Consider the following 13,846-nt stretch of genomic DNA (forward strand, 5'->3'; position numbering starts at 1 on the left):
CGGGTTCTTTATTAGTCGTTGTCGGTGCCGTTCTGGATCCCCGTTCGCCACCCCAACTCGGCGTTCCGTGCGGCGGCGGGCGGGGTGAACCAAATCCCCCTGATCGCGCCGAACGGCCGCGCGCCGTAGTAGTGGAAACCCCGGTCCTGCAACTGCTTCTCGTCGGTGATCTGCACATCACGCGCCAGGTGCGCCTGGCCGGACAGCAGCAGGCCGGTGCGCGAGGACGCCTCACCGGAGACGATGTAGGTGATCGAGTCCAGGTAGGCCTCGCCGGTGTGGTCCGCGGCGGCGGGCGGCCAGTTGTAGCCGGTGCGGCGCACCAGCCGGATCTCGGTGTCGGCCCGCACCGAATCCACCACGAACGGACCGCTGCCGACAGCGTTGCGGATGTCGGCGGCCTGCTCGTAGGGCAGGTCGAGGGTGCGCTGCGCGACGATGGAATGCCGCAGGTCGCTCAGGCCGTTGAGTAAGCCGGTGTCGGTCTGCTTCAGGTGGATGCGCACCTGGTTCGCGCCGACCGGTTCGGCGCGCTCGTAGTTGACGAACTGCGGGCGCGAGGGCGTGTAGCCGCGGCCGGTGTCGCCGAAGCCGAAGCGGTCGAGGTTGGCGACCACGACCGCCGGGGTGAGCGGGCTGCCGTCGCTGAAGGTGACGTCCTCGCGCAGGGTGAGCAGGAACTCGGTGTGGTCGGCGTTGTGCTCCCAGGCCGTGGCCAGCCACGGCTCCAGCTTTCCGGTCGCCGGGTCGAGGAACAGCAGCAGGTCGAACAGGTTCACCGAGACCGAGGAGTTCTGCCACAGGCGCAGGTCCTGCTGGGCGAAGCTGGTGAACGGGCCACTCTCCAGGAAGATCACATCGCCGCCGCGCCGCGGCTCGCCCACCTCGCCCGGCCCCGCCGCGCCGCCCGAACAGGCGGCCGCGCTCACCGACAGCGCGACGACGGCGAGCGCCCCGGCGAAGCGCCGGAAACGGGTGAAGACGGTCATGGTCGAGTACTCCTCGGGTGGATTGTTCGGGGTGGAACGTTGTCGGGATGGAAGGTTTTCGGGGTGGAGGGTTTGCCGGGGGCGGAGGGGGCGGGGCTCAGGCCGTGAGCGCGGCGGACAGTTCGCCCCGGAACGGGACGAGCTCGTCGAGGTGGACGGTGACGCGCTTCAGGCGGACCAGCCAGCGAGCGCCCGCGCCCGCCGCGGCCGGGTCGAGCGGTTGCCAGCCGACGCGGTCGCGGTGGGTCGGAAGTATCAGCAGCGCACCGGGTTCCGGCGGCGCGGCGGTCGCGGGCAGCGGGACGACGATGTGGTCGTACAGGCCCGGGAAGTCCTCGACCACGAATTCGGCGTCCAGCGCCGCCAGCGTCCCGGCGCGATCCGGGGCCCGTCCGTCGCGCCAGTGCGCCGAACGCACCTCGGTGGCCACGGTGAGCACCGCGCCGCGGCCGATGTCGCCGAGCACGGCATTGCGCGCCCTGCTCGCGGGCAGCGCGGCGAACACGCCGGTCAGGCCGATGTGCGCGGTCAGGGCGGCCGCCAGCTCGGCGTCGAGGGCGGTCAGTTCGGCGCGCAGGCGGGCGCCGGTGTGCCGGTCCCGCCCCGCCCCGGCCAGCGCGCGCACGCTCACCAGATGGTCGACGGCCTCGCGCAGCGCGGCGGCGCGCACGCCACCGGGGCCGGTGGCGGCGGTGTCCACCGGGAGCGCGGGATCGTCGAGGATCTCACGCACCGTGGTGACGGTGTCGTCGTCGAGGATCGTGGTGCCGGGAGCAACCATGGCTCAGCTCCTGAGGAAGGGATAGGCCCGCGACGCGCGGGGTGGGATGCCGACCGTCGCGCGATGGGTGACGTCGAAGAACGCGTTGATCCCGTTGCGCCTGCGCGCACCCACCGCACGGTGGTAGTCGGTGCCGTCGGCGGCGTTCATGATCGCGCGGGTGTTGTTGAAATCGCGCAGTTCTCGCTGCAGGGACACGAAGTGCGTGCCCGGCTTGCCGTCGTCGAGGGTGGCGAAGTCGCGCCGGTTGATCACCGGCACGTTGTCGACCCTTGCCCTGGCCGCGGCCTGGGCGTGCCCGACGATGCCGTGTTCGCGGACGGTGCGCTCGTAGGACTCGTAGTCGCTCGGCGCGTCGTCGGAGAACCGCTCGGCCTCGCGGGCGGTAACCGTCGGCGCGTACAGCAGCGCGGCCTGCTCGTCGCGGCTCCTGGCGTGCCAGCGCGCCACGTCGAGCACGATGCGGCTCACGTGCCCGGTGGTGCCGCCGGCCAGCGGGCCCGACTCGATGGTGATCGACCGCTCGGTGGCCTGATTGCCGCGGTGGATGGAGTGGAAACCGAACAGCAGCGGGGCGTTCGCCGGAATGCCGAGTTCGGGCAACGCCTCGGCGGGCAGCCCGGCGCCGACGAAACCGCGGCGCACCTGCTGGACCTTCAGGTACTCCCCCTGCGCTCCGGGGCCGGTGCCGAACAGCGCGTCCAGCGCGGCGTCGAGGATGTCGGGATGATCCGAGGCCAGGTGCACCACCAGGTCCGGGTCGTCGAGCACCGGGTCCTCCCAGCGCGACATGCGCGCGGGCGGGTTGATCAGGCCGACGTGCTCGGTGTGGCGGTCGAACCAGCGTTTGCCCCAGCCGAGGGTGGACAGCAGGCCGTCCGGGCCGTAGGCGTAGCGGCCCTCCAGTTCGGTGATGGCCTGTTCCAGGTGGCGGGCTCCCTCCGCGCCGGGGGAGCTCGCCAGTTCGGCGAAGACGAGCGCCTGGTGGCGGGGCGGGATCGGGCGGTCGAGCTCGTCGCGGCCGAACGTCGCCTCCCATTCGTGTTGTCCGGCGGGCAGGCTCATCCGGCCACCGCCTCGGCGGTCAGCACGGCCTCGCGGTCGGGACTCAGTTCGGCGAAGCGCGACACCAGGTCGGGCCCCTCGTCCCCGCCGGGGATGCTCAGGTCGAACAGCGCGGCGGTGCGGCCGGCGGCTGCGCCGGGATGCTCGATCGCGGTGAGCACGGCGGTGGCGATGCTCTCGGTGCTGACCAGTCCGTCGGCGTGCTTGTCACCGGTGAGCCTGGTCCGGTAGGCCGGGTCGTGGACGGTGGACAGCCAGGTGGGCCGCAGGATGGTGTACGGATTGCGGCCCGCCCGCAGGTGCGCCTCCAGCGCGTGCAGCGCCCAGGTGTTGGGCTTGGCGTTGCGGTGGGTCACGCCGTGGCCGACCAGGAAGTGGGAGATCAGCACGATGTGCACGCCGGGGCGTTCGGCGTCGAGGCGGTCGAGCAACAGGTGGCCGAGCGCGCGACCTGCGGCCTCGCCGTCGACCGGCTGCCACATGCCAGAGACGGTGGCGATGGTGGGGGCGAGGATCAGCGCGTCCGCGCGGCCGAGCGCGGCGTGCGCGTCCGCGACCGGCACCGGGCCGTCGGCGGGACGCTCGTAGCCGTGACCGCGCTCGCGGGCGCGCCGCTCGGTCTGCTCGCGGGCGTTCCAGATGCCGTTCACGTGGTGGGCGGCGCCTGCGTCGACGCCGAGGACCGGACTGAATTCGACGATGTGGGACATGGGTTTTCTCCTGTGATCGGTGTGCTCACCAGATGGGAACGGGAAGCCCGAGATGCTCGCGCAGCGTGGTCCCGGCGTATGCGCGGCGGAAGAGCCCACGCTCCTGCAGGATCGGGACCACCTCGTCGACGAAGGGGGCGAAGCTCTCGTCGATGACGTCGAACATGAGGTTGAATCCGTCGACATCGCCGGTGGCGAACCAGGATTCGATGGTGTCTGCGACGGTCTTCGGTCCGCCGGTGACGGTGAGGTGGCCGAAACCGTCGCGGACGATCTCGCGCACCGGGCGGCCGGTGTCGGCGAGGCCGGCCAGCGAGCGCAGGAAGCCCTCGGAGGTGGCGTGGCGCTGCGTCTCGAAGTGGCCTGCGTCCAGCGGCAGCGGGGCGTCCAGGTCGATCTCCTCGGCGGGGATGCCGAGGCGCTGGGCCAGCATGGCCAGGCTCGACGCCTCCGACTCCGGGTCGGCCAGCTCCTCGCGCCTGCGCCGCGCCTCCTCGTCGGTGGAGCCGAGGCACACCACCAGGCCCGGCAACGCGAGCACCGGTTTGCGGCCGGGCGCGCGGTGTTTCGCCGAGGCGGTGTCGAGCAGGTGGCGGTACTCGCGGGCGGCGCTTGGCGTGGCGGCGGCGACGAAGGTGGCGTCGGCGTGCCTGGCCGCCAGGTCGAGGCCCTCCGGGGAGCCACCGGCCTGGAAGACCACCGGCAGACCCTGCTCCGAGGGCGGCACCAGGCCGCCGCCGGTCACCTCGAAGAACCGGCCGCGGTGCGCGATCGGGCGCACCCTGTCCTTGTGCGCGTAGTGGCCGGTGGCCTTGTCGGCGACGATGGCGTCCGGCGCCCAGGTCCGCCACAGCGCCTGCACCACGTCGAGGAACTCCTCGGCCCTGGCATAGCGCTCCTGCTTGGGTGGCAGCCGCGCCAGACCGTAGTTGGGCGAGACCAGCGGGTTGTAGCTGGTGACGACGTTCCAGCCGGCCCGGCCGTGCGAGATGCGGTCCAGGCTGGCGATCGAGCGCGCCAGGTTGAAGGGGTGATGCCAGGAGGAGGACACCGTCGCCACCACGCCGACCCGCTCGGTGGCCTCGGCCGCGACGGTCAGGGCGAGGATCGGGTCGAGGGTGGCGCGTTGCGGCTCGCTCTCCCAGGTCGGAGTGAGGGCGGGCACGTCGGCGGTGAAGACCGCGTCGAACAGTCCGCGCTCGGCGGTGCGGGCCACGCGGGCGTAGAAGTCCGGTTCGGCGGTGCCGAGCGGGTCGATGCCGTCCCGGCGCCAGGCGTTGCGATACGAGCCGTGCCCGGGGCAGTTGACGCCCAGGTGCAGCGGCGGTTGCTCGGGCACGTCACGCCCCTTCCGCTCAGGCGTGCGCGGGCAGCAGGGCGGGTCTGCCGGTGCGGCCGCGGCGGCGCGGCGCCGGGTCGCGGTCCAGCCAGGACGGCAGCCATCCCTCGTCGGCGCGATTGAGAGTCACCCCGGGCGGCACGATCTCGTCGATGGCGTCGAGCACCGCTTCGTCGAGGGTGATGCCGGGGACGTCGAGCAGGGGCTCCAGGTGCTCGTAGGTGCGCGGTCCGATGATGACGCTGTCCACCTCCGGGTGCTCGAGCACGAACGCCACCGCCAGCTGCGGCAGGGTCAGACCCGCCTCCGCCGCCAGCTCGCCGAGCCGGATCGCCTTCTCGCGCTTGACGCGGTTGATCGGCAGGTCGGGGTCGTGCCGGGCGGGCTGGCGCGCCGCGCGGGCCGAGGGCGGAGCCTCGCTGCCCGGGACGTGACGCCCGGACAGCCATCCGCCCGCCAGCGGGCTCCAGGTGAGCACGCCGAGGCCGTAGCGTCCGGCGACCGGCAGGGTGGCCCGTTCGGCGCCCCTGGCCAGGATCGAGTAGGGGGTCTGCTCGGTGGCGGGCCTGCTGCGGCCGTCGCGGGCGGCGGCCCACTGCGCCTCCACCAGCAGGTGCGGCTCGTTGGTCGTGGTGCCGTAGTAGCGGATCTTGCCCTGGCGCACGAGATCGTCGAGCGCGCCGACGGTTTCGGCGATGTCGACCTCGGGGTCGGGCTTGTGCTGCTGGTAGATGTCGATGTGGTCGACGTTCAGGCGGCGCAGCGAGTTCTCCACGGCCTGCTGGATCCAGCGCCGCGAGCTGCCCCTGGTGTTGATCCCGTCGGACCACTGGCTGTGGAACTTGGTCGCGATGATCACCTCGTCGCGGCGGCCCTTGACGGCCTTGCCGACGATGATCTCGCTCTCGCCCTGCGAGTAGGAGTCGGCGGTGTCGATGATGTTGATGCCCGCGTCGAGGGCGCGGTGGATGATCCGCACCGCCTCGTCGGTGTCGTCGACGGCGCGCGAACCGAAGTTCATCGCGCCGAGGGTGAGCGGGCTGATCTTCACTCCCGTACGGCCGAGCGTGCGGTAACTCACTGCTGTATCCGATCCTTCGACTGACTCGCGCGGATGCGCTGCGATTCAGTCTGTGATCGGGTCACGACCCGAACAACGAAGTTCCGCTTCGACAATCGGGTAGAGAAATTGGGCATTCGCCCCGCTCACGACCGCGAGGGCGGGTTGATCTCCGGTGCGTGGCGCGTGCTACGTATCGGCAATATATGAAAATCTATGACCGAAACTAGATTTCGATAGAAACCCGTCGACCAGACGACTCGCACCCGCACAAGTCTTTCTTCCTATTTCTAGTAACAACACAATACTCGCGTAGATATCGCGAGGAAGGCCGGAATCGGCGCACCCGGCGGCAGAGCGGGAGCGGTTGCGCATCAGGTGCGTAACAGCCGGTTACGGGGGCTAACGGCGTGGCTATGGATATCGACATCCCGGCACACCGCCCCACCCCGTGGGCTCAGGCCACTGGGAGAAAAGCATGTTCGTTCCACGTCTCGGCACCGCCGGTGAGCATGCCGCCGCCGCGCCCGCCTCCCCTGCGCCCACCTCCCCTGCGCCCGCTCGCCCCGCGCCCGCCTCCCTTGCGCCCGCTCGTCCCGCGCCCGCTCGTCCCGCGCCCGCCGCCCCGCCCCGGATCGAGCCGCCCGCCCCGGACAGCACGCCCGTCACCGTGCGCACCGACGACGGCGTCGATCTCGCCGTGCGCGTGTCCGGCCCGGACGAGGCGGCGCTGACGCTGGTGTTCACCCACGGCCACTGCCTGCGCACCGACTCGTGGACGCGGCTGTGCGCGCGGCTGCGGACGCGCTACGACCGCGAGGTGCGGCTGGTCTGTTACGACCACCGCGGGCACGGCGAGTCGGGCGCGGGCCACCCGGCCACGTACACCATCGACCAGCTGGCTCGCGATCTCGACGCGGTGCTGCGCGCGGTGGCGCCCACCGGGCCCGTGGTGCTGGTCGGGCACTCGATGGGGGCCATGGTGCTGCTGGCCTACTCGCGGCTGTTCGCCGAGGCGATCGGCACCAGGGTGGCGGGCGTGGGCCTGATCGCGGGCGCGGCCACCGGCCTGACCGACATCGGCCTGGCCAGGCTGTTGCACCGCTACGCGGTGACCTCGCTGCAGGCGGTGATCCGGCGGGCGCCCAGGGCGGTGCTGGCATCCAAGCGGCTGTCGAGCAGGCTGTTCGAGCCGTTGGCGCGCGGGGCCGACTCGGGCGCGCACACCATCAGCCCCTACCTGCTGGCGGTGGCGACCACGGTGCTCAACGAGACTCCGCTTGACACCATGGCGGGCTTCCTCACCTCGCTCATCCACTTCGACGAGGTGGAGGGGCTGCATCGGCTCGGCGCGGTGCCGACGCTGGTGCTGGCCGGTTCGGCCGATGTGGTGGTGCCCTTCGCGCACTCGGTGGTGCTGGCCTCCCAGCTGGCCGACTGCGAGCTGGTGCGGGTGCAGGGGGCCGGGCACAGCGTGATCGGTGAGCGCACCGAGGAGGTGGCCGACGCGCTCACTCGGCTGATCGCGCGCACCGGCGTCCCGGTCGCGGGCGATGGAGTCACCGGTGTCGCCGGGGCAGGCGGATTCGCCATCGCGGGCTGACGCGGGCGACAGGGCAGCAATTCCGAACACGCCGCAGCGGGGCGGAGTCTGCCCGTGTCGCACATCGCCGTCGATCATTGGCAACTTCGCGGCAATTGGTACGGGTGCGAAATTCCCGGGACTCCGAGCCGCCGTTCAGGTACTGTGTCATAGATCACGTTGTGTGGTGGGTCACATGATCCGGTGAGGTATGGCCTGCGGGTAACCCGCGAGTCGGCACCCCGCTCCGGGTCCGCACGTCCGCCAGGAACTCAGGAGGAAACGATGACACGCAGCGATATCGCGGAACTGCGCTACGCGGTCAACCAGCTCCGGCAATCCATCGGCGCACTGCGCACCCACTACGGCGACGCGAACCCGGTGCGCCGGCTGGAGAACGACCTCGAGCGGCTCACCATCGACGCCGACGAGTTCGAGCAGTCGCCACCGCCGGAGGTGGAGCGCCGGCGCTCGCAGGACACCATTTACGTGCCCGACAGCAAGTCCGACGAGGCGGCCTGGATGGGCGCCCAGGACGAGGGTCTGGGCTTCCACTCACGCCCGCGCACCACCTGAGGCGCACCACCTGAGGCGCACCGGCCTGAGGCGCACGACCGGCCGGAACAGACCGGTCGCCGCCGGGCAGGTCATGGGCGCTGTGTCCGCTTGGCGGCACGGTGCTTGCCCGCCCGCTTGTTCGGCGCCGCGCCGTGGAAGCGCGCCCCCGCGGGCGCCTGCACGGGCGGCGGCGCCACCGCCGACTCGAACAGCGCCGCGATCCCGTGGTCGTGGCCGAGCGAGATGGCCTCCAGCGCGTACTGCCCGCCGGTGCGCGCCAGCTCGTGCAGCATGGTGGTCATGATGCGCAGGCCGGTCGCGCCCACCGGATGACCGAGCGCGATGGAGGAGCCGTTGACGTTCAGCCGGTCGTGGGGGTCCAGATCCCACTCCCGCGCCAGCGCCAGCACCTCCACCGCGAATCCCTCGTTGACCTCGATGAGATCGAGGTCGTCGAGCACGAATCCGGTGCGGCCGAGCAGTTTCGACACCGCCGGAGCCGCGCCGAGTGACGGCGTGTCGGTGTCGCTGCCCGCCGCCGCCCAGCCGACCAGATAGGCCATCGGCTCCAGCCCGAGCTCCTCCAGCTTGTCCTCGGCGACGACGAGGCAGGCCGAGGCACCGTGCCGGTGGGTGCTCATGTTGCCCGCGGTGACCACGCCGTCGGACAGCAGCGGGCGCAGCGCGGCCAGGGTGTGCGAACTCAGCTCGCCGTCCACGCCCTCGTCACGCAGGATGCGGTGCCCGCCGGTGTCGTCGGCGGCGATGCCGTATTCGGGCCGGTCGGCGCGCACGCTGACCACCTCGGCCCCGAAACAGCCCTGCCGCCACGCTCTGGCCGCCTTGCGGTGACTGGCCGCGGCGAACTCGTCGGCCTCGGCCCTGGTGATGCCGTAGTGCCTGGCCACCGCCTCGGCATTGGCCAGATCGATGGACGAGGACGACCAGGAGCGAGCGGCCGCCGCGATACCACCGCCGTGACGCGCGCCGACCGGGCCGTACCCGCCCTGACCGTAGCCGCCCTGACCGTAGCCTGGACGACTGTGGCCGGGTTGGCCGTAACCGCCGGAACCGCCCGGGCCGTATCCGTTCTGCGCCAGGGGATTCGGCATCTGCCCGGTCGTGGCGTAGCCGTTCGGCGGCAGCGGACGCTGCGGTCCGGCGGCGGGCGCTCGGTAGCTGTTCGGCCCGTAACCCGCGGGCGCGTAGTCGTTCACGCCGTAGTCGCTGCGCGCGCTGCCGCCCGGCCGCGGCGGCATGATCGTCGGGACCGACCGGATGACCGGCGGCCCGTAACCGCCCGCCGCCGATCCGCCGGGGCCGAAGCCCTGCCCGCCGCCGCGCGGTCCGTAGCCCGCCGCCGGCCTGCCCACCGCGCCGGGACTCCCCGGCCCGTCGCCGCCCGCTTCGACGCCGCCCGCGACCACCACGTCGGCCGCGCCGGTCTGCACCATCATGGCCGCGGTGATGACCGCCTGGAGTCCACTGCCGCTGTGCCGGTCGGTGACGAAACCCGGTACGGCGAACGGCAATCCGGCCTCCCTGGCGGCCAGCTTGCTCAGATCGGGGCCCGCGTTCATGCCCGCGCGCGAACAGGCCATCGCGACATCCTCGATCCGCCACGGATCGATGCCGGAACGCTCGATGACCGCCGATAGCACGGTGGAGGCCAGCCATTGCGCCGGCATCCTGGACAGTGCCCCGCCGTCGACCCCGCTCGGGGTCCGAACCGGCGCAACTATCGCGGCTCTTCTCATGGTCGGTATCTCCTTACCCGGCAGGTGTCCCGGAGTGTGCTGACACTGGCCCCACGCAGGTCAGCAGGTATCGCTAGGGAAAGGGGAACACGCCGATGTTGCGAAGACGTGACATCTGGGAAGCCATCTCGGCCACGTGAGCCAGACCACGATTGTGTGGCGCAAATCATAGGAACCGGAGGCGGTCGAACTCGCCGAGACCGCCCACGGGCGGTAGACCACCTGACGTAAGGTGCTGTGCATCACATTCAGAGCGCGGACGGTATCGACCACCGGCACGCGGCCCGCAACGACCGCGACGGCGTCGATCCCCGCCCGCCGAGCGAAACAGCGAGGCGTCTCGTGAGTGCCGCACCGACCGCCGTCCGCGAAGGGACGGGTGTTTTCAGCAGGACCAGGGCCAGAATCGCCGAGCGCACGCTGCGCACCGACCGTTGGTGGGTGCCACCGCTGCTCACGGTGCTCGGCCTCGGCACCTTCGTCGTCTACGCGACGATCAGATCCTTTGTCCGCACGGCATATTGGGTGCCGGAGTACCACTACCTCACGCCGTTCTACTCACCCTGCCTGAGCGATTCGTGCGTGCCGGGGTCGAGCCATTTCGGCACCCCGTTCCCGGAACTGCCGATGTGGATCCCGCTGGGATTCGTGGTGCTGCCGTTCCTGCTCGGCTTCCGCCTGACCTGCTACTACTACCGCAAGGCCTACTACCGCTCGGTCTGGTTCTCCCCGCCCGCCTGCGCGGTGGCCGAGCCGCACGGGCGCTACACCGGCGAGACCAGGCTGCCGCTGATCGTGCAGAACGTGCACCGCTACTTCTTCTATGTGGCGCTGATCGTCTCGTTGATCAACACCTACGACGCGTTGTCGGCATTCCACGGCGCCGACGGCGGATTCGGGCTCGGCCTCGGCAATTTCGTGCTGATCGGCAACGTCACGCTGCTGTGGGCCTACACCCTGTCGTGCCATTCGTGCAGGCACGTCACCGGCGGCAGGCTCAAGCACTTCTCCGCGCACCCGATCCGCTACAAGTTCTGGACCTTCGTCTCCAAGCTCAACACCAGGCACATGGAACTGGCCTGGATCACCCTCGGCACCCTCGTGCTCACCGACCTCTACGTGCTGCTGGTCGCCAGCGACACGATCTCGGACCTGCGGTTCGTCAACTGACCCGCACCGGCTTCAGGAGTACTCCCAGTCATGCCAGAAGTGGAACGACACGCCTACGACGTGGTGGTCATCGGTGCGGGCGGCGCCGGACTGCGGGCGGTGATCGAAGCGCGCGAACGCGGCCTGCGGGTGGCGGTGGTGTGCAAATCGCTGTTCGGCAAGGCGCACACCGTGATGGCCGAGGGCGGCTGCGCGGCCTCGATGGGCAATGCCAACGAAAAGGACAACTGGCAGACCCATTTCAAGGACACCATGCGCGGGGGCAAGTTCCTCAACAACTGGCGCATGGCCGAGCTGCACGCCAAGGAGGCGCCGGACCGGGTCTGGGAGCTGGAATCCTATGGCGCGCTGTTCGATCGCACCGCCGACGGCCGGATCAGCCAGCGCAATTTCGGCGGCCACACCTACCCCCGGCTCGCGCACGTCGGTGACCGCACCGGCCTGGAGATCATCCGCACCATGCAGCAGAAGATCGTCGCGCTGCAACAAGAGGACCACGCCGAGACCGGCGACTACGAGGCGCGCATCAAGGTCTTCGCCGAGTGCACAGTCACCGAACTGCTCACCGACGCCGGCCGCATCTGCGGCGCCTTCGGCTACTGGCGCGAGTCGGGCAAGTTCGTGCTGTTCGAGGCGCCCGCGGTGGTGCTGGCCACCGGCGGCATCGGCAAGTCCTACAAGGTCACCTCCAACTCGTGGGAGTACACCGGCGACGGGCACGCGCTGGCGCTGCGGGCCGGGGCGACGCTGATCAACATGGAGTTCCTGCAGTTCCATCCCACCGGCATGGTCTGGCCGCCCAGCGTCAAGGGCATCCTGGTGACCGAAGGCGTGCGCGGCGACGGCGGCGTGCTGAAGAACTCCGACGGCAAGCGGTTCATGTTCGACTACATCCCGCCGGTGTTCAAGGGCCAGTACGCCGAATCCGAGGCCGAGGCCGACCAGTGGTTGAAGGACAACGACTCCGCGCGCCGCACCCCCGACCTGCTGCCGCGCGACGAGGTGGCCCGCGCCATCAACGAGGAGGTCAAGGCGGGCCGAGGCACCGAGCACGGCGGGGTCTATCTGGACATCGCCTCCCGGCTGCCCGCCGAGGAGATCAAGCGCAGACTGCCGTCGATGTATCACCAGTTCAAGGAACTGGCCGATGTGGACATCACCGCCGAGCCGATGGAGGTCGGGCCGACCTGCCACTACGTGATGGGCGGCATCGAGGTCGACCCGGACACCGGGGCCGCGACGGTGCCTGGCCTGTTCGCCGCGGGGGAGTGCTCCGGCGGCATGCACGGCTCCAACCGGCTCGGCGGCAACTCGCTGTCGGACCTGCTGGTCTTCGGCAGGCGGGCCGGGGTCGGCGCGGCCGACTACGTGCTCGGACTCGACCGTCGTCCCTCCGTGCCGGAGCAGGCGCTCGACGAAGCGGCCAGGACGGCCCTCGCCCCCTTCGACCCGCCCGCCGACGGCCGCGGCGAGAACCCCTACACCCTGCACACCGATCTGCAGCAGGTGATGAACGATCTGGTCGGCATCATCCGCAAGGAGCACGAGCTGGCGCAGGCGCTGGAGCGGCTGGCCGAGCTGCGCGCGCGCTTCGGCTCGGTCACCGTCGAGGGCCACCGGCAGTTCAACCCCGGCTGGCACCTGGCGCTGGACCTGCGCAACATGCTGTTGGTCAGCGAATGTGTGGCGCGAGCGGCATTGCTGCGCACCGAGAGCCGCGGCGGGCACACCCGCGACGACCATCCCGGCATGGACCCGGCCTGGCGCAACAAGCTGCTGGTCTGCTCGGTGGAGCAGGGCGCGGCGGCCGACCCGGTGGCCCCGCCGGTGCGGGTGACGCCGAAGGAGCAGATCCCCATGCGGGAGGACCTGCTGGCGTTGTTCGACCTCACCGAACTCGAGAAGTACTACGACCGGGCGGAACTCGCCGGTCATCCCGCGGGAGCCGATTCGGAAGGGCAGGGCTGACTCATGGGGTACGACGCGCGGTTCCGCGTGTGGCGCGGTGACGCCGCGGGCGGGGCGCTGGAGGACTTCACCGTCGAGGTCAACGAGGGCGAGGTGGTGCTCGACATCATCCACCGCCTGCAGGCCACCCAGGCGCCCGACCTCGCGGTGCGCTGGAACTGCAAGGCGGGCAAGTGCGGATCCTGCTCCGCGGAGATCAACGGCAGGCCGAGGCTGCTGTGTATGACCAGGATGTCGACCTTCGCCCGCGACGAGCTGGTGACGGTCACGCCGATGCGCACCTTCCCGATCATCCGTGACCTGGTCACCGACGTGTCGTTCAACTACCAGAAGGCGCGCGAGATCCCCTCGTTCACTCCGCCGGCGGGTCTGGCGCCCGGGGAGTACCGGATGCGGCAGGTGGATGTGGAGCGGTCGCAGGAATTCCGCAAATGCATCGAGTGCTTCCTGTGCCAGAACACCTGCCATGTGGTGCGCGATCACGAGGAGAACAAGGAGGCCTTCGCGGGCCCGCGATTCCTGATGCGCATCGCGGAACTGGAAATGCATCCGCTCGATGTGGCCGATCGCCGCGAAATGGCCCAGGAAGAACACGGCCTCGGTTACTGCAATATCACCAAATGCTGCACCGAGGTCTGCCCGGAGGGCATCAAGATCACCGACAACGCGCTGATCCCGCTCAAGGAGCGGGTGGTCGACCGCAAGTACGATCCGCTGGTCTGGTTGGGCAACAAGCTCTTCCGACGCTGAGCAGCTGCCACGTGCCGAGCCGCGGGGGGGGGCCGGCGCCCCCCCCCCGCGCGGCGGGGGGGGGGGGGGCCGCGGGGCGCCCCGCCCCCCCCCCCCCCCCCCCACCCCCCCCGCGCG

Annotated in this window: 12 protein-coding genes; 5 read left to right on the top strand and 7 right to left on the bottom strand. The window is 70.7% G+C overall.

What is annotated here, in order from left to right; all coding sequences use genetic code 11:
• Nucleotides 1-11: 11 nt before the first annotated feature.
• The 6 genes from QH283_RS19935 to QH283_RS19960 all read right to left on the bottom strand — a co-directional run bounded on the left by QH283_RS19935 (nt 12) and on the right by QH283_RS19960 (nt 5,965).
• Nucleotides 12-989 carry an ABC transporter substrate-binding protein gene (locus QH283_RS19935; protein ID WP_280504503.1) on the bottom strand — a complete coding sequence of 326 codons (978 nt, stop codon included), beginning with the start codon at nt 987-989 and terminating at the stop codon, nt 12-14.
• Between the two features lie 97 nt (nt 990-1,086).
• Nucleotides 1,087-1,770: a hypothetical protein gene (locus QH283_RS19940; RefSeq protein ID WP_280504504.1), complete on the bottom strand. Its 684-nt coding sequence runs from the start codon at nt 1,768-1,770 to the stop codon at nt 1,087-1,089.
• A gap of 3 nt (nt 1,771-1,773) precedes the next feature.
• A complete protein-coding gene (locus QH283_RS19945) occupies nt 1,774-2,835 on the bottom strand; it encodes a DUF7405 family protein (RefSeq protein WP_280504505.1) in 1,062 nt (353 codons plus the stop codon).
• Nucleotides 2,832-3,545 (bottom strand): NAD(P)H-binding protein, encoded by a 714-nt coding sequence (locus QH283_RS19950; RefSeq protein WP_280504506.1) that lies wholly within the window; start codon nt 3,543-3,545, stop codon nt 2,832-2,834. Before QH283_RS19950 ends, QH283_RS19945 begins: the two co-directional genes overlap by 4 nt.
• A 25-nt stretch (nt 3,546-3,570) precedes the next feature.
• Nucleotides 3,571-4,884: an NtaA/DmoA family FMN-dependent monooxygenase gene (locus QH283_RS19955; RefSeq protein WP_280504507.1), complete on the bottom strand. Its 1,314-nt coding sequence runs from the start codon at nt 4,882-4,884 to the stop codon at nt 3,571-3,573.
• Nucleotides 4,885-4,900: 16 nt separating this feature from the next.
• Nucleotides 4,901-5,965, bottom strand: a complete 1,065-nt coding sequence (locus tag QH283_RS19960; RefSeq protein WP_280504508.1) for an aldo/keto reductase — start codon at nt 5,963-5,965, stop codon at nt 4,901-4,903.
• Between the two features lie 457 nt (nt 5,966-6,422).
• Between QH283_RS19960 and QH283_RS19965 the strand changes: the two genes are divergently transcribed.
• A complete protein-coding gene (locus QH283_RS19965; protein WP_280504509.1) occupies nt 6,423-7,547 on the top strand; it encodes an alpha/beta fold hydrolase in 1,125 nt (374 codons plus the stop codon).
• A 264-nt stretch (nt 7,548-7,811) separates the two neighbouring features.
• The gene (locus QH283_RS19970; protein WP_280504510.1) at nt 7,812-8,102 is read left to right on the top strand and encodes a hypothetical protein; all 291 of its coding nucleotides are present in this window, start codon (nt 7,812-7,814) and stop codon (nt 8,100-8,102) included.
• A 71-nt stretch (nt 8,103-8,173) separates the two neighbouring features.
• Here the strand turns inward: QH283_RS19970 and QH283_RS19975 are convergent, their stop codons facing one another.
• On the bottom strand, nt 8,174-9,841 hold the full coding sequence (locus tag QH283_RS19975) for a hypothetical protein (RefSeq protein WP_432420755.1): 1,668 nt from the start codon (nt 9,839-9,841) through the stop codon (nt 8,174-8,176).
• A 342-nt stretch (nt 9,842-10,183) separates the two neighbouring features.
• On the opposite strand from QH283_RS19975, the gene QH283_RS19985 reads away from it, so the two are divergent.
• From QH283_RS19985 to QH283_RS19995, 3 genes are read left to right on the top strand one after another with little or no spacing between them, the layout of a single operon-like run.
• Nucleotides 10,184-11,011 (top strand): hypothetical protein, encoded by an 828-nt coding sequence (locus QH283_RS19985; RefSeq protein WP_280504511.1) that lies wholly within the window; start codon nt 10,184-10,186, stop codon nt 11,009-11,011.
• Between the two features lie 30 nt (nt 11,012-11,041).
• Nucleotides 11,042-12,979, top strand: coding sequence for a fumarate reductase/succinate dehydrogenase flavoprotein subunit (locus QH283_RS19990; RefSeq protein ID WP_280504512.1), 1,938 nt, complete (start codon nt 11,042-11,044; stop codon nt 12,977-12,979).
• A 3-nt stretch (nt 12,980-12,982) separates the two neighbouring features.
• Nucleotides 12,983-13,729: a succinate dehydrogenase/fumarate reductase iron-sulfur subunit gene (locus QH283_RS19995; protein WP_280504513.1), complete on the top strand. Its 747-nt coding sequence runs from the start codon at nt 12,983-12,985 to the stop codon at nt 13,727-13,729.
• Nucleotides 13,730-13,846 lie beyond the last annotated feature (117 nt).

Origin of the sequence: Nocardia farcinica (assembly GCF_029867845.1) — a bacterium.
GTDB lineage: Bacteria > Actinomycetota > Actinomycetes > Mycobacteriales > Mycobacteriaceae > Nocardia > Nocardia farcinica_A.